The organism is Spirosoma oryzae (genome assembly GCF_003002825.1).
Lineage (GTDB): Bacteria > Bacteroidota > Bacteroidia > Cytophagales > Spirosomataceae > Spirosoma > Spirosoma oryzae.
Genome location: NZ_PVTE01000035.1, coordinates 1 through 18850 on the forward strand (window position 1 = coordinate 1; position 18850 = coordinate 18850).

Below are 18850 nucleotides of genomic sequence, written 5' to 3' on the forward strand. Positions count from 1 at the left end.
CAGTATGAGGTTAGCCTGACGCCCCAGTACAGCGGCCTGAGCGGTTCACCCATCCGCTTCGGTATTACCAACGAGCTGGCTGTTACCACCGCTCCTGGTCCCTACACCATCCGGCTCTACACCGATAATCCGGCCATTACCCTGACGGCCAGCCAGGACGCCCAGCAGGCCAGCTACCGCTACAGCTGGCTGGCGGCTTGTACAACGCCAGCGAACGGTCGTCAGGCGGTGGTAGAAGCAGGCAGTCCGCTGTCGGTCGTCGTGCTGGGCAACCCGGTCGTTGGTGAATCGGTCGATGCGTTGATTGGTGGAGTGGCCGGTCAGGCGGTGGAATTGATTCTGACTGATCTGGCGGGCAAGCGGCTGCATCAGCAGTCGATTCCGCAGGTGTCTGGTACGGAGCGGGTGGTGGTTCCGGTCCCGGCTGGTCAGGCTATGACCATCCTGAAGGTGAGCACGGCCACGCAGCAGCAGACCGTCAAGCTGATCCGGCAGTAGCCAGCTGATTTGCCCAGGATGATACATAGCTCAAGGCTCAACTAATCGATAGTTGGGCCTTGAGCTTTTTGGTGGCAACTGCCCAAAGATGATGTAGGGTTGCCGTTCTGATCGCTCGGAGATCGTATTTCATTGATCGCCCGTTTTTTGAAGCAGACACTGAATACTTTTTTATCCCTTCGAGGAAGATTTTAGAAAACGCTGCTTGATCGGGCTACTTAGCCAAATTGGCTTACCTAATTTGTATTTACGCCAAATGGCATATATATTCGTGTCAAATAGCACACACTGTGGAACTAGTTGTCGAAACAGGCAGGGAAGATAACGGCTTTGGACTAGTCGAGCAGGCCCGTGCGGGTCTTAATCGCCATAAGGTGGACGAGGTCGCTCAGCTGATTGGCCTAACCGACAAAGAGATGGCCCCTATCCTCAACCTCTCCGAGCGAACACTGCACCGACTACGCCCCGATGTGCGGCTCGATAGTAATGCCTCCGAACGGCTCTTGTTGCTGGAAGCCCTGATTCGTCATGGCCTGGACGTATTTGATGAGCGAGCCGATGTGTTGAGCCGCTGGTTGAGAGTGCCCCTGGCCGAACTCCACCGCCAAACCCCACTGGCGTTGTTGGACACGTTGGTTGGCTTTGGGATGGTTCACACCGTGCTAGGCCGGATTGAGTACGGCATCTACGCGTAAAGTCAGCAATGAGTCATACCGTTTATCGCTTGATTAAAGAGCGGTTCCTAAGCACACCCTTGTCTGCGGAAGGCGCCCGTCTTCATAGTGGCCGCTGGCACCCCGCAGGTCGGGGGATTCTCTACACTTCAGCCAGCCCTGAGTTGGCCTTGCTCGAACAACTCGTTCACTTGCCAACGTTGGCTTATGAAGATCTGCCCCGACTGATACTATTAACATTGGCTATTCCCGATAATCGACGAGTGCTCAGCCTGGAAGAGCTACCCGTTAATTGGCGCGATGAAGCTAGCTTTACCGACAACCACCGTTTCATGGCTAGCTGGCTAGCCACCCCGGATGTGGTGGCCCTGGGTGTCCCTTCAGCGGTAGTGGCCGAATCCCATAACTACCTCTTGCATCTCGCTCATGGGTTGTTTACGGAAGTTGAGGTTATCAGTGCCAAGCCATTCCCCATCGATCCCCGGCTTTGGCGAAGCTCATAATGCCGTAAGCCTATCAAGGAAACCTATCGATAAATACTCCTTTGTCTCACGAGCGAGTGTTTGAAGAGACGGGTATACATGCGTATTTAATCAAAGTACAAAACTTCAGGCTAAATACGGTTTCTGAAAACGCCCGTGGCGGGTGTACCCCCTCAAATGATTACTTTTTAAACCATTCCTTAATGGTTTTAGGATGCGTTGCCTGGTAGCTATAACTGATCCCCAGTAGCACAAGCAGACTAAGACCAATGAGCCAGCCCGCTCGTCGACCATGAGCGTGGGTGGCAAAGGTTCCCATAAAGATGGTCCATCCCCAAACCAAGACCATACCGATGGTTAGCAGTATTTTAATGAGTTTAGCCATCTACTTGGTTGGGTTTACTTGTTGGGCGTTCTGGGGTCCTAACTAAATTGAAAACGGCATTAACTGAATCTTACTCGTCCAGGTTGTCTTTTTTTATTCGAGTGGAAAAAGCCTATGAGCCAATAACCTTGTGCAACAGCCAGGCTCGTTTTTCGGAGCAGATGCATGAACACTCTTTCGTATCACGGGCGAGCGTTTTGTGAGACGGATGATAGAAGGTATTTGTACTTTGAGGTAACTCAACAATTCAATAAACACTCCTCTATGAGACGAAGGAGCTTTCCTGAATATACTTCATAAACCGAGCGTTTTCGTCGATACGTTGACTCTTTGATAGGCAAAGCTCAAAGTGTGTGACACGCTTCCCAACTATAATTAACCAAGGGGACTGTAGCAAGAACTATTGATGGCTTGTCAGCCGCTACACTGATTGCCAATAACCAACCAATTATACCAGAGGCTAGATTAACGTTCGGAAATGGTGTTCCATGTGCAGGACGTAGTCGTTCACTAAGCAGGCCAACGTTTGTGTAGGGGCGTCAACTTCGCCAACGCGAATGGGTTGGTTGCGAAGCTGTAAGGACATGGCCTTAGTTACATAGACAATTTGGCGATTAAGGCTACTCCATAACCCTAGTAAATGATCTAATGGAAGGGTTTGATAAGTATTGGCAATCACGAGTTGATTTTGATTATAGCCTTGTACTTGATACAGCTGTCCGGCAAATTGAGCCTCGGTAAACCGCTTCAAGTTATGCAGCGCGGAATCAATCAAATGGCCTAGAATCTGTTTCCTCGACCACTTTTCAGGCAAATGTTCAGTTAGTTGATCTTCGGAGAGGGCCATCAACTGCCGGGGAACTTCGTCAATATAGCGCTCAAGTTTGTCGAGAACATTCATAAGTGGTTAGGCGACATAGCTGGTTGGCGGACGCCGGCACAATATAGCTTATTTGGGTTAAGTTCTTTTTTGCAGTAGAGCAAAAAGACCCTTCCCCCGTAAGCTGGACTAGGTCTAGGTAACAAAAACGAGCGATTTTCTAGTTTTCTTATTTCGCTGTAATACACTAATATACATTGGCTTACTGATTTAGTGTTGACTAAATTCAGTAGCATACGGGGAGAGAAAAGCCCCGGATTATGTTTAGCGATTATTCATATACCGCTCTGTTCATTTCCTTAAAAAGAGGGTAAGCCGTCCAGGGCCTGACGTTTCCACCGGGACGCCGGAGCGTTCGGTAATCATCTGAGCGTGAATACCAAATTCGCTGCTCAATTGAGCAAGCGTCTTTTGGCCCTTGAGAACTTCGAGGACAACTTTTGTTTCGAAGTGAGCATCGTGGATGCGCCGGGCGGGATTGGCCACTATTGGCCATTTTGTAGGTATGAAATTAACTGTTTCAAGTTATCATCCCTGTCCAGGTTTTGGGGAGCACTATAGTTCCCGTTAAAAAAGTAGGCCCGACTAGCGGGCCTACACAGGATCAAGCTGCCTTAGCAGGATTGTCCTTTGGTTAATTCAAAGATATTGAAAAAATACAAACCCAAAAGTTGTTTCTCACGACAGTACCAGCGGTCGTACTGCCTTCTGGTGGTTTTCATGGCTCACTAAGTTAGATCGTTCTTAACTTAATGTCCAGTCAACTGTAGCAGCTCCAAAAATCCGTGCAACATAATCCTAAACAACCTCGTAAGGCAGTTGAGAAGCTATCAACTAAAATTTCTTTAGATAAAAATCATGGCTTACGGCCGGTTCTCCTGATTCCATACGGTGAAACAGCTGGCCGGCCGGCATGGATCGAGAATCACGGATTCGCACTACCTGACGAACCGACGGTTTTTTGTATCGGACCGGTCAATAATGGCCAGCCAACTGAGCCCCTGCACGGTCAGTTGGTCCGAGTTTCGCTACTAGCCAATGCAGCGTTTCAGGGAACCTCCGTGATGGCACCCCGACGCTGCTCTAGCTGTTTTTCAACCAAAAAAGATTAATCCGGTAGCGTGCAGAAACAACTGCTGAGTTTTGGGCAGGCTTTATCATAGAGTGGTGGAACTGGGGCATGCTTCTGACATAGACAAGACTGGTAGCCCGGCTTCGCGCTTCACCAGCGCCGAGATATACATTAGTTGAGTCAGCCCGTAAACAACCCCGCAAATACTGGTTACATTTTTGTCTAAAGGCATTCTCAATGTTCAGCAGCCGGCACTGATACGCTTATGACCAATACGATCCAATTTATCGCTATTGATGACACCGGGCGTTATCAACAACGCCGCTGGGTCATGCCCAGTGTTGATACTAGTTTCAGTGTATTAAACATACTGGTCAACCAGGGATGGCAATTACGAGCTATTACGCTGACTGACGTGCAGGGGCACTCAATCGATCTACCCACCGATGCATTTGATGGTGCCCCTATGAGCTGGCATCTCGATCAACTCCAGCGACAATGGCAGGCCGTTTTAGGGCTGTAAATAACTAAGCTGACCACTCGGATCTTTTGGGTGATATACACTCAAGGTCAACAGGCAGGATTCTGTTGGAGCGTCCAGACAGGCTAATAGCTGGCCTGGCTAACAACGTAGCACTACTCCCACAAATTAACCTAACGTTTCTTAGCGGTACCAAAACGAAAAAACAGGACGTGAAATCACATCCTGTTTTCCAGATTATGCTTTATTCAACTGTAAGAAGCTGTTTGAGTTAGCGAAAAACACGTTTGATCGTTCGTCGAATGTGAGCAATCCAAATAAAGCTGCGAGCCGACAAAAGCGTACGTTCATAGTCCTTGGCCAACCGCCGATTGTTGCCTAACCAACTGATAGTCCGCTCAACAACCCACCGCCATTTGTGAATAACCAGCTTACCATCAGCCAAGTGATTACTAACCGGATTCGTCCAAATCACCACCCGCATGTCATAAATAGTCTCTAACTGCTCTTTAAAATGGCCTCCTAACGTCTTATCGGCGTACATCAGCACTAGGTCGTCCAGTAACGGATTGATATGCTCAGCTTCTTCCCAACAAACCACCCCCGCTTTACCATCAGCGACGTTAGCCGGTCGCACATGCGTCCCAGCAGGTGCCCCATTGTGTCCACAATCGGAAACCGTTTGCGGCCGTTACTGAGCTTGCCTCCATCAAAGCCAATCTGCTGGGTGGCAGTGGCCGAATTCTTCACACTCTGGGCGTCAATGATGGCCACCGTCGGCAGCGGATTTTTACCTGCTTTCTGGCGGTGCAGCATACTCAATTCATTGGCAATCAAAAGACATGTATCGTCCTTGCTCCACTTGCGGAAGTAGTAATAGACGGTTTGCCAGGGCGGAAAGCCTTCGGGCAAGTCTCGCCGGATGAGGCCATTTTTGGTCAGATAGAAGATGGCTTCCACAATCCGTTGAAGGGGCCAAATACTCTTGCGTTGGACGCAAATGAGTTTTTCAATACCGCTCCGGCGGTCCGGCTTGCCACTGAGAGGCCGTTAAGTCGGAGGAATAAGGTTGCTGCACACAATCTAACCCCGATTGGCGGCTTTCTCGTTTCCACCTGATCTAACTCAAACAGCTTCTAAGCTAATTAAGCCAAGGGCATGGCATTTTACTTTTTTTTAAAACTGTGTATACCAGTAGGGTCTATGGACCCGGCAGCGGTAAAAAATAATAATCATGAGACCGCGACGGTACATTCCTCGCAATTGGCCGGTACTTTCCTCGCAGATGCAGTATAGAGTAGCCGGACTAGCTGTACCATTGACCATATAGAATAGGGACCCACGCCTTTGTAGTCCGTTCAATCCGGCATGATTAGCCAATCTGATAGCACTGCTGGTAGTGATCAGGTTGCCCAGCGACGTACTTGCCGTACACATAGCTGAAAATCAGCTGCCTGTTGGTCATACGGCATACATGCTCGGTTTACCAATGGTTAGATACCCGGTATTACCTATGACTTTATACGATTGACCGTACCAATGGTTTAGAATTGATGTGGGCCTATATGTAGTTAGCTATGAAGACAACCGCAGACCGGTCAGTTTATCGGTCGCAAGCGTAGGATCGATAGATCCTGGACTTAGCATTGTACCGCTGTTCTGCGTCGCACCAATCAGATCAGGCGAAGAATAACGGCAGTAGTAAAGTAGTGAGCCCGGGGCCATGCACCCCCAGTACCGGATCGGATGTTCTCCAACCCGGTACTGGGGGTGTTTTCGGGTAGCTGAAAACACTGAAGATAGCCTACGGTTCATCGATACGATGAGGCCTCGGGTGGATGGCCTGATGAGCGTAATCAAGGTATAATTTCATCGTCACCAAGCGGGGTTTCCAGTTGGATAGTAAGGAAACCGGGCATTGCGTACGGCTCCCTTGTGCGCAACGGTTTATGAATGCGGACGGCCAATAGCTGGGTGAAACTCCGGGTTAATTCACTATACAGCTCTTGCAACTGGTACCGGCTGGTGCAAACAAACGTGCATTTCCGGTCAGGACTGATAACAAACAACGCTCCTGAATAGGTTATCGTGGAACTGCGGATACGCTGATCAGTGGAGAGTCGGCGGCATAGTGCCAGCAGCGTTTCCAACGCTACCATGCCCTGGCTGAGCAGATAACCTGCCTGCGTAGTGAACCAGATTTCGGTGCCGCATATAAGCATACTTGTCAAAAAGTCGGCCTTGCCAGGGTAAGTAGACAGAAAAATGGCGTTGAAAGGATTAAACAGATGGATGCGGGTCTGGTGAAGAGACTGCTTGTCCAGTACCAGGTTGGTGAGCACGCTGAGGCATTGATCCCGGAGATTGGCATGCATGTCATGAAGGTTGTTTACGCGGTATGGCATTGATAAATTGATTAGGCTATTGGTGGTGCGGTAAAGCGGACTAGGCTGAGGTAGCTTCTTGGGCTGTGAGTCATTCGTTATATTGCTGTATCTGTAGAATGCCGGGAAAACGAATACGGCTATTTCCCCGGCATTCTACAGATAGGGGACAGGGTTAGCCAGAGTTGCCAGTTACCGATCAGTTGGTCAATAGGGAGTAGATTGTCAACTGAGCCGGATTCATTGTTAAGCCGTTTCTATGCATTGACCGGCCCGACTCTGCGCAACCAGTAAGCATGCAGTGGTTATCAGTCATTCTGTACAGGTTCGGTCTTTGACGGTTTGCAGCGGCGGTTGTTTACCGGGTCCCTGCCGGATCAGTATAGGCTAAAATGTACACTAGAAGCAATGTAGAAGGTTAGTGCCAACCCATCGGACCGACCGTTGCGAAGACGGACGGAATCGGGTTGGGGGCCGCTGCGCAGCCGCTGGAAGAGAATCAAGCCAGTGTAGTCGTCAGATTTCAATCAATGTTTTCGTCATTTCGAAAAGAAAAGCTCCCGTTTTATAGGTTACGCATGCACAGCACAAGAGCGGAGTAGTGTAGCGTGCGAAACAGCCTGCTACGCTTACTGTACCTGTTAGACCACTGGACTCTTTCTTATCGGTTCGAGAAAAACGGTCTTCTTCGACTGACTAGCTGCCCGTCGACATAGACTGATCTGTCTTTAGATCAACTAACAGGTAGTAATTCATACGCTTCTTGTTCATATCATTGGCTACATCGAATGTGCTATAGTTGACCGTATTGTACCCAGTCAAGCAGTATAGTTTATAATTCATAAATTGGTAGATCATGACTTAATAGTTAGTATAGTCCGGATTACAGCAGTAGTTCAGCCGCGTTAGTTACACCAAATGACTACTGTAGCTGATCAGATTGTGGTAAAGGGGGAAGTTCAAAGTCAAACAAGTCCCTCAATGGAATATCCATTCTGCGCGCTATGAGAAAAATTATACTGAGGCTGGTATTGGTTTCCCCGCGTTCAATGTTGGTAATCTGATTCTGACCAAAGCCGCACAAAAAGGCTAGTTCAGACTGGGTTAACCCTCTCTGTTTACGAAGATTACGCAGTCTGTTTCCAAAGTAGACTAGTCCTTCTCCATCCTTGAAGTATTTCACACCCCAAAGAATTTAAAAGAATCTGCCATATAATAACCACAATTATGGTTATTGACAGCCGTGTAGCTAATGTTCCCGCGACGCGTGATTACGAATTATACCAGCTAAATAACTTGGTGTATCGTATAGTATGGGCGACTATTCATTTGAAAACTTAGCGCTGGTAGGGTATCTGACCTGCACAATAACCACTGGTTATGGCTGGCTACAGTACCGGTAGCGTGTATGTCATCATAGCGATCCGACTGGTCGGATAAGCCGGTTACAGAAATTTTCCTGTATCCCCCCATACCCTGAACGGATAGGATTACGTACGTGGCTGTAGCGTACAAACTGTCCCTGCATTCGTAGCAGGAACCTGCTTGCCTGCCCGTAACCTGCTACGAATGCAGGGACAGTTTAGTTATCCGTCGAGAGCGCATGACTAAGGCTAAACGACCAGCTGACGGCTTCGTTGGCAGTGCTCTTGTCTATGCACCTGTTCCTTCCCCCGTCAATGCCACTACCTTTTTAATAGTAGCTGTTGGTACTGATGTATCGGTTCACTTGTCCGGCGCGCGCTGGTATGGTACCAAGAGCAACACACTGATTCGATAAAAGCGTCAACAACACGATCAGTTTGTTACCCCGCTGGTAAGTCGTCGATGTATGCTTCACCAGTTGAAAAGCCGTTTGTGTATTAGCGTAAGGGTACAGGCAGCAAGCCTATGACCTGAGTCATTCAGCTGACTGACAGATAAAGGGCTGACTTTATCGCCGGTTCGTCGTCTCACGCTGATCAGTAGTTCTGTTTGTCATACCGGCTCAAGCCTTACCTGGCAGGTAGCCATATCCAGACATGATAAAAATTCTTACCCACATACTACGCGTTTCAATCGTCATTCTGTACACCCGATCGATGCTACTCGTTACCGCCATTCTAGCGCTTGTTCTGGAAGTGAATTGCCAATCCACTCGGTCGGTCAATCCAGCTAAACTGCTGCTGAACATTCTGCTGTGGCCAGTCGGTCAGATGCCTGATAGTAGCGGTGCACATGGACCCTTACAAATCAGTTCAACCGGGGACCTCAGGCTCACACTTAAGGGCTCAGGATAGTTTATGGGCGCGTTTTTGTCTTTGTAAAAGCCCTCCAAGGACGTCAGCGCAGTTAGGAATGGTAAATCCCACACCCGACTGGCCCAGGGAATGTGCAGGAGTACCATGACACTCATCCAGCAAAGTCCACTGCATTTTACGAAGTGATTGTCACTACTACGGACAGGGTCTCGATAGATGGCTCGTGCGGTGAGGTTGGCTCCCCATCGTCGTTTCAACGTCTCGTTAATACCGATCACCAGCGGTCTATCGCCCACTGAAGCAACAAGTATTTGCTGGAGAACAATCCGACCGGCTTCCAGTGCCGACCAGTTGGCGTGACTCAACACGCGGTGATACTTGTGGAAAGCCTTGTGGTCTTACAAGCCCAGAATGCGCAGGGCTGTTGTAATCGTCCGTTTGGCTGGCGTGAGGATAGCATCCACCAGCAAGAATTGGGCATGGACGAAAACACGTTTGGAAAACAGGGTGGCGTAGGGCGAAATTAGAGCGAGGAACTCGCTGGGCAGTGTTGGCTTGGTAGACTCAAGTTTGGCGACTCAAATCTACAGGCTACCAGTGAGTTCCTCTTCAAACAGCTAAAGCCAAGATCAGTTTTTAGTTACCACAAAACTGATTTGTTGTGAATGCGGACTGCCGGTCAACTAAACGGGTTAGCGGACAGCCTAAAAGACGTATCAAAGTCAGGAAACACGGAGCGCAGGGCTGTCAGCGGCTCGTTGGCGAACAAGATTGTATGCGTAGCATCCGACTCCAACCATTGGAAAAATACGTCGTTAATCGAGTGCAAATACTGAAGCGTTTGATTCAGCTGGTCCACCTGCGCCTCCTCCTGCACCCCATAGTCGCTGGCGGTGGGGAGTGGGTCGCCCATCGACAGAAACGACAATTGAACTGGCTGATTGGTCGCCAGGGCAACACGTCCGGTTGGTGGGGCTGAAATAGTCGTGCGTAGCTTCACTGCCCGTTGGTTAGTTGTCATCGCTAGTGTGTTTTAACTAAAGCCTGGATTACCACCTAGTTGAAGGGACACGTTCAGGCTGGCATAGGTTAAACTAAAGTCGGAACTGGCTGTCCACTTGATCGGCGCGACCGCATTGATCAGCAGCAGATCAATGGATGGTGATGTATCCGTATTAACGTCCTGAATCACGTCGGGCACAATCATGTCCGCGCCCAGTATCAACCCGATAATTAAGCCGCCAACCACTAGAGCCGCTCCTGCCGTGACTACCGTCAGAATGATCAGCGCAATGGCGGCAACGATGGCGATCACCAACTGCGTAATAATGGACCCTTCAGATTGATGAATAACGTGTTGTACATCGGCGGGTTGGGCTTCCACAAACTGCAACGTTTGCCCTTTGCTGGACGTACCCAGCTGCACTTTGTACCAGTTGGTAGTCGTGCACTGTGCCGTGATGCCCGCCACGATCTCCGTCTCGGTGTAACTCTGCAGCGTCAGGATGCTGCCGGTAGACTCCACGCTCAGCTGCTTCAGGACGGGATAGTACGTCGAGCCATCGTGATCGACGGGTTTCAGGTTGACGGTGACCCCGTCTTTCAGGTACAGCTCGGTTCCGGCATCGTTCAGCAGGAAGTTTTGGGCAGTCAAACCAGGATAAGCCAGTTCAATAGCGGGTCGTACCAGATCCGCCAGCGTCCGTTGCTGCGACACCAGAAAGCCCGCTCGGCTCTGGGCCGGAATAATGTCATTTGACAGCTGATTAGCCAGTTGGTCGCCGGTTCGATCACCTGTCATGGTGAGCACACCCAGCAGACTGCCCGCCAGATCGGTGCCGTCCAGGTAGGCGTAGCTGGTGTAGTTGGGCGTTACAAACCCCCACTGCCCCTGATCGATTTTCCGGTTCAGATCGACTACACTAAAAATATGATTGAACGTATCCAGGTGCCCATTCAGCCAAGTTTTCAACCCCTCCTGCATAACAGCCTGCGAGACCGTTCCCACATCGCGGCTGAGCGTCAGCGACACGACGACGGCGGCGGGTTGCGACGGCGAACTACTGGTGGCCTGGACAATCAGCGCGTGCGGATCACTGTCCACATCCTTCACCGCCGCCGTTGTATGAGGCACATAATGCATGTTTACCTCCATGACGGCCGTACCCGCCTCGCACGAGACCGACGTCCCGCTGGCGGTATAAGTCAGCACAATATTCTTTAGGGGGATGGCGAACCGGACGTTTTTGCCGGAACCGCCCTGGCAGATCTGCCAGTCCCCAAAGTCGCTGGCCAGCGTAAAGCTGCTTTCGGCGTAGGCGAACGAAGGCGGTGAAGACTTCTTGTCGACAATGGCCTTGTTGGCATCTGGCACTGGGATACCAAACGCGGTATCCCAGCCAAATGTATAGACGGCCTGCTCATTGGTTGAGGTCACGGCGCATCAATGTTTAGTTTGCAAACCAATCTGTAGCGACGAGGCCAGAGCCGCATTCTTTAAATCATACCCGCTGACGCCGGGCCAGCTGTAGGGCTCAATGGCGTCGTTGGCGAACTCGTCGAAGCCCGGCACTTTTTCCCATTCATCCTTAGCCATCGCTTCCATGATGGCTTCGACGGCCGTCTGCACGCCCACAGCGGCCCCGATCACGGCGGCGATGCCACCCAGGACTTTCCAGCGCGTGGCCGTGAACGCGTTCTTAAAGGCAGGCCAGCGGCCACCGGCCTGCTCGACGCCATTAGCCAGACCATTCGCTTCGTTCATCTGCTGCTCTACCAATGGCGTATTTTCGGTTGCCTCGGCGATTCCCTCCGCTGAGATCGCTGCCGAGCCTGCATCTTCAACGACTTCGCCAACCGCTACGGCGGCTCGGATGCCATCGATTAAGGGCGCTACTACGGCCAGCAGACCGATGACGGCGACGACGCAGTCTTCGACAATGGCCACGGTGATCGCCGTCTTCGTTTTGGTGACGTTGACCACTAAGTCTTTTGTGACCTGATCAAACCAGAAAATCTGTTTGCCGCCTAACGTTTTCAGGCCCAAAGCTACCTGTTCCGTATAGTTGATGTGTACATCATACTCCCAGCTCTCCGGGTAGAGCAGGTCGATAAACTGAATCTCCAGATAGCTGTTGTCCAGGCTCATCTTGAACTGCTGGGCCTGGATGGTAAACACCATCGAGTCAAACATGTTGATCTGGCTCGCATTGCTCTCGTTTACCTCAAGCAGGTATTCGGTTTGGCCGTCCGGGCTGGACAAGTACCAGTGACTCCCCTGGTTAGTCACGTGCGCGCTGTAGCCTGCCACCATGATTCCTGGATCCCAGTAACCACCGCCCTGTCCGTCTGAAATCCATTGCCCTTTCAGATCCGCCACCAGTTGATCCGGCAGTTGATTGTTGTCCAGCTGCGCTGCGTACGAAGCCGACACGGTGGCTTTTGCCGTATCATCTTTTTTAAAGCGGCCCCAGGTCAGTTGCTTGTTATTGGTTACGGTCAAGCCATCGTTGGTAATAGTAAAGGAGGTGTCGGGTTCATTGCTGAAGATAGTTCGGGCCCCGCCCAGCATCATCTCTTTCATGAATGCAGTACCACTGATGAGGAACCCGGCATTGGCACCATCCCTGTCGGGAATCGCATTTGGTGAGACCTGGTGGCTGGCCGGAGCCGTCCGCCCCCGGGTCATGGTCAGCACGCCAAATACGCTATTGTCTAGCGTACCATTGTCCGTCACCGCGTAACTGGTACCGGTCGGTTTGATCCATTTGTAATTGTCTTTCGTGTCCAGGTTCGGGCTTAAATCCAGCGAGCTGAACACGTGATTTAGCTCGCCGATATGGGTATTGAACCATTCGCTAAGCAATTCAGGCAACACCGCCGCTGCGATCCCCTGCGTCTGATCGTTTTTTATGGTGATGAGCACGACGGCAGGCTGATCCCCGCTCACCGCATCCTTGAGTAGCTGGAGGTTATTTTTCCAGGCATCCTCAAACTGATACACCTGCAGAAACTCATTCTGGTATTTGTCCGCGTTGTAAAATAGATAGTAGTTGGCCTTGCCATCGGTGATGAGCCAGTCCTGATCCGTCGTGATGAGCGTGACAGTCGCCGACGTCGATAGCGATTTGCCGTTTTTCTGGAACTCGCCGACCAGCGCCGCATTCAGAACGCTCTTGTTGAGATCCGTCTTGATCGTGTTAATCTCATCGTTACCGCTGATGGTAAAAGCGAACTGATCCGGATCGGGTACCCATTGCATGCCCACTTCGATGATCACCTGGTAGTTAGTGACGTCATAGCTTTTAGCGGCCCCGGCCTGGTAGGTACCGCTGATAAACGGACAGTTCAGGCGGATGTTTTTCCCGTCTCCGCCAACCGTCAGTTGCCAGGGTCCCAGCGTGCCGTTGAGTTGATAGGATGGATCGTCGCTGGCCGTCTGCGCTACATTTTTAGCTTTGTCACTGACGGTGGACCAGCTATTGGCGATAGCGGTGTTAGCATCATTAAAACGAATGGCAAACACCGTATCCCAGTCGTTGGTATCGGCAGTCTTGTTGACCGGCAGTTGCGCAACGACCTCCGGTACGGGCAGTTCAGTCGGGTTTTCTATAGTAAGCATAGTTGGGGAAGGTTAACCTGGTTATTAATTTATTTATTGATTTAGATTACCGTATACATACAGCACGCCGTTTAGCCCGGCAGCTGTGGCTGAAAAATGCTGTGCATCTTTTGTCGACCAGTTGACCAGATTAGCCAGATTGACCACCGAACCCGAGACGGCACCGCCCAGATTGGCGTTGATGTTGCCAATACCGACATTGTTAACCCCGTCCGAAAAGTCGTTGATGCTGTCCACGATCACCGAAATCAACCCCGGTAAGGAGGTGATGCCCACCGCCACCAGGATCACCCAGTCGTACCAATAGATGGTCTGGTCATGGTGCGTCACTGGTTGGGGATCGCTCAGAAAAGTCACGTTGTTGTTGGCGAACTGGAGCGCATTGGTGTTCTGGCAGCTCCACGAATAGCTGGCATCGGGCAGGTTGCCCAGTCCAAAGAAAAACTTAAGCGGTCCCCCACCTGAAGCGATTGTCTTCAGGCCATTGCCGCTGTCACTCGTGGTGAGCTTGAATGAATTAGCCGTAATGGTGCCGGCACTGGTCGCCACGGAGAAGTCTCCTGAATTACTGATGATACAGCTTTCATCCGCCTGAACGGTGAGCGAGAACGTCCCGCCGGGGAATGCCTTCCGGATGGCAGGTAGTACCACCTGGTCAAAAAACGACGCCTGAGAGATCAGAATGACGGCGTTGTTGCCGGGCATCAGCGCGCTGGAATCAAACGCAGGATTGGTTGGCCAGGGCTTATCGCTTAGCTGGCACAGAAAGCATAGCGCATCGTAGGTTGCCCCAGTGGCGTAGAAGTAAATCCATTTATAGGGGGTTAACCAAGAGCTGACCCCACTTGGCTTGGGGAAAACGTCCGCAAAGATGTAATTGATCTTAGCCCGGTTTTCAACCAGAATGGCAGCGGTGTAGCTGCGCAACAATCCCGTGGCAACGGTGTCCAGGTGTTTATCAGGATCCAGGATGGTGACCACCGCGACGTATCCTGACTGCGACGAATCTTGAGTCCCCGTGGGCGAGAAAACCAGTTGGGTAAGGCCGCCACTTCCCTGGGTCTCCTGCGTGTCACTGGTACCGAGCCAGCCCAGCGTTACCTCGACCAGCACCGACACACGGGTCAGATCGTACTGACCGGCCAGTGGTCCCTGAATGGTCAACTGGCCGGATAAAAAGGGCATCGCAAACCGTAGCAGCGAGTTTTGGCCACCTTTGATGATTTGCCAGGGGGCCATGGTTGCCGCCAGGTGAATAGTCGAACCGCTTTGCGGGTCACTCCCATTATAGACTATCTGCAGGTCAACGTTTTTGAGGTTATCCGTTAAAATCTTGTTAACCTCGTCCACAGAAACAGCAAAAGCGTAATCGTAACCATATGTTCTCATAATTGGTTAGTCTGTTTAGTAGCGATCGATTGACTTACTCTAGTGTCGAATCAGCTTGATGGTCTACTGTTGCGTCGACGCGCTCAATTTCAAGATGGTGATGCCCGACGAGACTGGTACCTCTACCCGTTCTGATCCAGCCGCCTGCAGAATCAGTTGCTGAAGCAGGTTGCCCGCCGGATCGAACAGACTTAGCGCTATGAATTTTCCTTTCACAACACCAATCAACATCTCGATCGATCAACCGACCACCGGATTACGCAGCACGACGATAAATAGTCGACTACCATCTTCAACGATGGTCTGATGCCCGTTCAGACTGCTTGCACAAGCCGTCAGCCAGCCATGGCGATAGCCGACAGAGTTCCAACCCCTACGTCGCCCTCAGGGCGATACTTGTCGGCGTAGCGCTTGAGCGAATATGGGTCTCGCGCGATGGTAGTGGTCGATACTACTGATGTACTCGTGCATAAAAACAGATAGAAAAAAGTGGAAAGGTTGTGGAGCGCGGCATTGGCAGGTGAAGTGGGGTCAGCATAAACACCTGGATGAACGTCGTGTCGGTATCGTCAACTGACGATCATTGATACTGGCTGATACATAGTAATCACGTTCGACTTCAGCATTGAAAATGATCCGTTTACTTGATGCGAATGTCTTCGTATATGTCATCTAATCATAGCCATATTTCTTAAATGGTATATAAAACTCACTTTTTAGTATGTGATTGTTCTTTGACTAGGCTATTCGTATACACGTTTGTAGACAACTATAAGAAGATTGGTAATTTGATGTTGGTTTGAATCAGATAAGATTTCATCCTGCGTAAACTGGTAGAAGAACCCCACTTACTCGGTGAGTTCATCCAGTATCAGCCCACTTACAATCCTGACTTCGAGAGTATTAGATCAAGTGTGTCAAGTTAAGTACTTGGACAAAAAAGATTATTTACTATACTAGCTTTGTGCCATGAGCCCTCGCTTTATCACATTGACGCCCGATGAAGAGCGTACCTTGTGGGACGCTCTTCAACATGGACCTCAGTACCAGTTTCGTAACCGGTGCTTGTGCCTATTACTAAGCCATCAGGGCCAACCGGTTGGCTGGCTGAAAGACCACCGCACGGGCGGCCCCGTTCAAGGTCTCACGACTGACCAACTACAACTGGTTGGACGCTTGGCAGGAGCAGGGCCTACGCGGCTTATACAATCAACCTGGTCGAGGTCATAAGCCCATTCTAACTCTAGCTGATGAAGCGTTTGTCAACCAGCACGTGGCGGCCAATGCCCAGCAGTTGAAAGTAGCCCGAACCGCTTCGCGCCAGGAATTACAGCGTGAGTTTAGCCACAAAACCTGCAACGGTTTTTAAAAAGCATCGTTGGCGCTGGAAGCGCATCCGGCGCAGCACCCGCTGCTTTCGGCCCGCTGACAAGGAGCAGCGGCTCGAGTTGCTGACGGAATTGCAGAGCTTGGAGCGGGAGGGCCTGATTGAATGGTCCGCCGTCGCGGCTGTTTTATGGCGATGAGTCGGGTTTTAGCCAGTTGCCGGTGGTGCCTTACGGCTGGCAGCAGACGGCTCGTGCGCTGGAGCGGCCGAGTCAGCACAGCCCCCGGTTGAACGTACTGGCCTGGCTCAGCGAAGCGGGAAAACTGGTTAGTTTCACCCACCCGCGCAGCATCAACAGTGAATTCGTCATCGCTTGTATTAATAGCTGGGTCGGTGGTCTTAGCCGGGAGACGGTACTGGTGCTGGACAACGCGCCCATGCACCGCTCGAAAGCATTCAGGGCGTGTTTGGCTGGTTGGCAGCAGCAGAGGTTGTATGTGTTTCAGTTGCCAGCCTACAGTCCCCACCTCAATAAGGTTGACTGTTTGTTGCGTAAGATGAAGTATGACCGGGTCGCCGGTGCGATGGCTGAGCACAGCGGCTTATGCCAGCTATCAAGCCCTGCGTGATGCCGTTGAGGACATTCTGGCTCGGTTTGGTCAGCGGTTCACGATTCAGTTTACACCCAAACATTGTCAAATTAATTCTGTCTGATTACTTACAAGGAACTAGTAGTGTCTAACACTGTCGATTATACCTTGTTAAGGGTAGAGGCAGGGCAAACGAATTGCCTTTTATTGGCAACACGCTTGGCTGTCGGTCTTTGGGAAGTAAGGGAGATATGCTTAGGGCCAGTACAGTAGGCAATACCTTCGATCAGGCTAGCTCAAAGGCTTGGGAAGCGGTGCGGTATGAAGTTTATGAGCGTAACGATGTCGCTTTCGATAAGCTTAGCTGAGCAGGCTGATTCATACGTATCCCTTAATGGTCGACAAGGCTTCCGGGCGGTAAAGCACCTGAGCCATATCACACACGAAACCACCATGCAGCGCTACCACTGCCAGACAATGTCCGGGTTAAAAAAATCGGCCAATTTTGTTGATAGCCTACAACTGTGACGACTGGTTGAAAACCTGGTTAAAGATAGCTCCGCATGTATCCGGCTGTACTAAGTAGCAAGCAAAGCAAACTACGTTTACTTAAGCCCCGACTCATTTTACGTTGGAACTACGTTTCTAAAAATGACAAGTGAGAATCTTCAAGTAGTCCTGTAAATACGGACACATATTAATCAATAGATCCATTTTTTAACTTTATACAATAAAATAGATAAAAAAAATTATATCAATTAACTACGTATGGCTTTTTGTTGTACTGTCCCTCTTTTGCGTAAACAATTTTATTGATGCATGCTCGATAGAAAGTTTATACATGAAAGAATATAAGTAAAGAATTCTATACGATTGTACAGGTTATACGGTAAAACGCTAGTAATATTGTTACTCCATATCGTAGGTACACTTATTTAATTTTCTCTCGCAAATTAGCTTCCAGGCAAGTACCTGGTCAGTTGGTTTGTGCGGACGATTCATTGCGAATGTGTCATCGCAATTTTAGTTAATTAGTCATTTTATTAAAGTCCCTATGAAACGCAGTCAATTTCTTATCATTGATGACAATGAGGCTGATGCCAAGCGCCTGCATGAAGCGCTCGAAAAGCTGCTTCTTTTCAAATCGATCGATGTAACGGCCACCTTGGAAGAAGCTACATCGATACTGGAAAACCAGTCTATCGACCTGATTTTTCTGGATATTTTACTGACCGATCAATCAGGACTGAAGCTATTAAGAAGTAATACCGATCTTCCCCCCGTTATCATCGTCAGTTCCTATCCAGATTACGCTATCGAAAGTTACCGGATAGGGAAAGCAGCTGATTTTATTGTTAAGCCGTTTACGGAAGAACGACTACTCATGGCGGTTAACCGCGCTATGAATTTCGAAGCCACACCGAATCATATAACTGGGGCTCATTTTACGTTTTTGAAAGTAGGGTATAAAGTTCAGCGTTTCGATTTTAACGCGATCGATTATGTAGAAGCATTTGGTTCGTACAGCAAGATCTTTGTTGACGGCCAATATACATTAATAAACGATCGTATCTCGGTGGTGAAGAAGCTACTGCCCGATCAACATTTTATTCAGGTTCATAAGTCCTATATCATAAACACGGATAAAATAGCAATGTTCGATCGTAATAATTTTTGGATACAGAAAACAAAAATACCGATAGGCATTTCCTATAGATCCAGTTTGGAAAGCTTTTTAGCAGTATTCGGGAAGGAAGAGGAAGAAAAAGAAAAATAACGTTTAATGATTTTTTGTACACCGTACCTTGACTTATAATGAAATCACTT

Annotated in this window: 15 protein-coding genes and 2 pseudogenes; 6 read left to right on the plus strand and 11 right to left on the minus strand. The window is 49.9% G+C overall.

The window, feature by feature from the left end; translation table 11 throughout:
• The 3 genes and pseudogenes from CLV58_RS28545 to CLV58_RS25090 all read left to right on the plus strand — a co-directional run.
• A pseudogene (locus CLV58_RS28545) lies at nt 1-498 on the plus strand (PQQ-dependent sugar dehydrogenase); the annotation flags it as partial.
• A 290-nt stretch (nt 499-788) separates the two neighbouring features.
• Nucleotides 789-1193, plus strand: coding sequence for a type II RES/Xre toxin-antitoxin system antitoxin (gene parS / locus CLV58_RS25085; protein ID WP_106140621.1), 405 nt, complete (start codon nt 789-791; stop codon nt 1191-1193).
• Between the two features lie 8 nt (nt 1194-1201).
• Complete coding sequence (locus tag CLV58_RS25090) at nt 1202-1675, plus strand: RES family NAD+ phosphorylase (RefSeq protein ID WP_106140591.1); 474 nt, start codon at nt 1202-1204, stop codon at nt 1673-1675.
• Nucleotides 1676-1835: 160 nt separating this feature from the next.
• Here the strand turns inward: CLV58_RS25090 and CLV58_RS25095 are convergent, their stop codons facing one another.
• Nucleotides 1836-2039: a hypothetical protein gene (locus tag CLV58_RS25095; protein ID WP_106140592.1), complete on the minus strand. Its 204-nt coding sequence runs from the start codon at nt 2037-2039 to the stop codon at nt 1836-1838.
• A 460-nt stretch (nt 2040-2499) separates the two neighbouring features.
• Nucleotides 2500-2940 (minus strand): hypothetical protein, encoded by a 441-nt coding sequence (locus tag CLV58_RS25100; RefSeq protein ID WP_106140593.1) that lies wholly within the window; start codon nt 2938-2940, stop codon nt 2500-2502.
• A 1316-nt stretch (nt 2941-4256) separates the two neighbouring features.
• Here CLV58_RS25100 and CLV58_RS25110 point away from each other — a divergent pair.
• Nucleotides 4257-4514 carry a hypothetical protein gene (locus CLV58_RS25110; protein WP_106140595.1) on the plus strand — a complete coding sequence of 86 codons (258 nt, stop codon included), beginning with the start codon at nt 4257-4259 and terminating at the stop codon, nt 4512-4514.
• A gap of 507 nt (nt 4515-5021) precedes the next feature.
• On the opposite strand, the gene CLV58_RS25120 is transcribed toward CLV58_RS25110, so the two are convergent.
• The 9 genes and pseudogenes from CLV58_RS25120 to CLV58_RS28550 form a co-directional block, all read right to left on the minus strand.
• Nucleotides 5022-5486, minus strand: coding sequence for a transposase (locus CLV58_RS25120; RefSeq protein ID WP_106140597.1), 465 nt, complete (start codon nt 5484-5486; stop codon nt 5022-5024).
• Nucleotides 5487-6328: 842 nt separating this feature from the next.
• Nucleotides 6329-6847 (minus strand): hypothetical protein, encoded by a 519-nt coding sequence (locus tag CLV58_RS25125; RefSeq protein ID WP_106140598.1) that lies wholly within the window; start codon nt 6845-6847, stop codon nt 6329-6331.
• Between the two features lie 931 nt (nt 6848-7778).
• Nucleotides 7779-8039, minus strand: coding sequence for a helix-turn-helix domain-containing protein (locus tag CLV58_RS29295; RefSeq protein WP_211300904.1), 261 nt, complete (start codon nt 8037-8039; stop codon nt 7779-7781).
• 1008 nt (nt 8040-9047) lie between these two features.
• Nucleotides 9048-9470: pseudogene (locus CLV58_RS25135) on the minus strand (hypothetical protein); the annotation flags it as partial.
• Between the two features lie 305 nt (nt 9471-9775).
• Nucleotides 9776-10117, minus strand: a complete 342-nt coding sequence (locus CLV58_RS25140; protein ID WP_106140600.1) for a hypothetical protein — start codon at nt 10115-10117, stop codon at nt 9776-9778.
• Between the two features lie 12 nt (nt 10118-10129).
• Nucleotides 10130-11533, minus strand: a complete 1404-nt coding sequence (locus CLV58_RS25145) for a TULIP family P47-like protein (RefSeq protein ID WP_106140601.1) — start codon at nt 11531-11533, stop codon at nt 10130-10132.
• 6 nt (nt 11534-11539) lie between these two features.
• Nucleotides 11540-13717, minus strand: coding sequence for a TULIP family P47-like protein (locus CLV58_RS25150; protein ID WP_106140602.1), 2178 nt, complete (start codon nt 13715-13717; stop codon nt 11540-11542).
• A 33-nt stretch (nt 13718-13750) separates the two neighbouring features.
• On the minus strand, nt 13751-15106 hold the full coding sequence (locus CLV58_RS25155; RefSeq protein ID WP_106140603.1) for a TULIP family P47-like protein: 1356 nt from the start codon (nt 15104-15106) through the stop codon (nt 13751-13753).
• A gap of 63 nt (nt 15107-15169) precedes the next feature.
• Nucleotides 15170-15337, minus strand: coding sequence for a hypothetical protein (locus CLV58_RS28550; protein WP_170108798.1), 168 nt, complete (start codon nt 15335-15337; stop codon nt 15170-15172).
• A gap of 1257 nt (nt 15338-16594) precedes the next feature.
• Here CLV58_RS28550 and CLV58_RS25160 point away from each other — a divergent pair.
• Both CLV58_RS25160 and CLV58_RS25165 read left to right on the plus strand, forming a co-directional pair.
• Nucleotides 16595-17062, plus strand: coding sequence for a transposase (locus CLV58_RS25160; protein WP_106140604.1), 468 nt, complete (start codon nt 16595-16597; stop codon nt 17060-17062).
• A gap of 1015 nt (nt 17063-18077) precedes the next feature.
• Complete coding sequence (locus CLV58_RS25165; protein ID WP_106140605.1) at nt 18078-18800, plus strand: LytR/AlgR family response regulator transcription factor; 723 nt, start codon at nt 18078-18080, stop codon at nt 18798-18800.
• Nucleotides 18801-18850: the final 50 nt, after the last annotated feature.

Bases quoted from the DNA above. Each gene is read 5' to 3' on its own strand.
- CLV58_RS25090 (WP_106140591.1), top strand. From the start codon at position 1,202: ATGAGTCATACCGTTTATCGCTTGATTAAAGAGCGGTTCCTAAGCACA.
- CLV58_RS25095 (WP_106140592.1), bottom strand. From the start codon at position 2,039: ATGGCTAAACTCATTAAAATACTGCTAACCATCGGTATGGTCTTGGTT.
- CLV58_RS25100 (WP_106140593.1), bottom strand. From the start codon at position 2,940: ATGAATGTTCTCGACAAACTTGAGCGCTATATTGACGAAGTTCCCCGG.
- CLV58_RS25110 (WP_106140595.1), top strand. From the start codon at position 4,257: ATGACCAATACGATCCAATTTATCGCTATTGATGACACCGGGCGTTAT.
- CLV58_RS25125 (WP_106140598.1), bottom strand. From the start codon at position 6,847: ATGCATGCCAATCTCCGGGATCAATGCCTCAGCGTGCTCACCAACCTG.
- CLV58_RS25140 (WP_106140600.1), bottom strand. From the start codon at position 10,117: ATGACAACTAACCAACGGGCAGTGAAGCTACGCACGACTATTTCAGCC.
- CLV58_RS25150 (WP_106140602.1), bottom strand. From the start codon at position 13,717: ATGCTTACTATAGAAAACCCGACTGAACTGCCCGTACCGGAGGTCGTT.
- CLV58_RS25155 (WP_106140603.1), bottom strand. From the start codon at position 15,106: ATGAGAACATATGGTTACGATTACGCTTTTGCTGTTTCTGTGGACGAG.
- CLV58_RS28550 (WP_170108798.1), bottom strand. From the start codon at position 15,337: ATGTTGATTGGTGTTGTGAAAGGAAAATTCATAGCGCTAAGTCTGTTC.
- CLV58_RS25165 (WP_106140605.1), top strand. From the start codon at position 18,078: ATGAAACGCAGTCAATTTCTTATCATTGATGACAATGAGGCTGATGCC.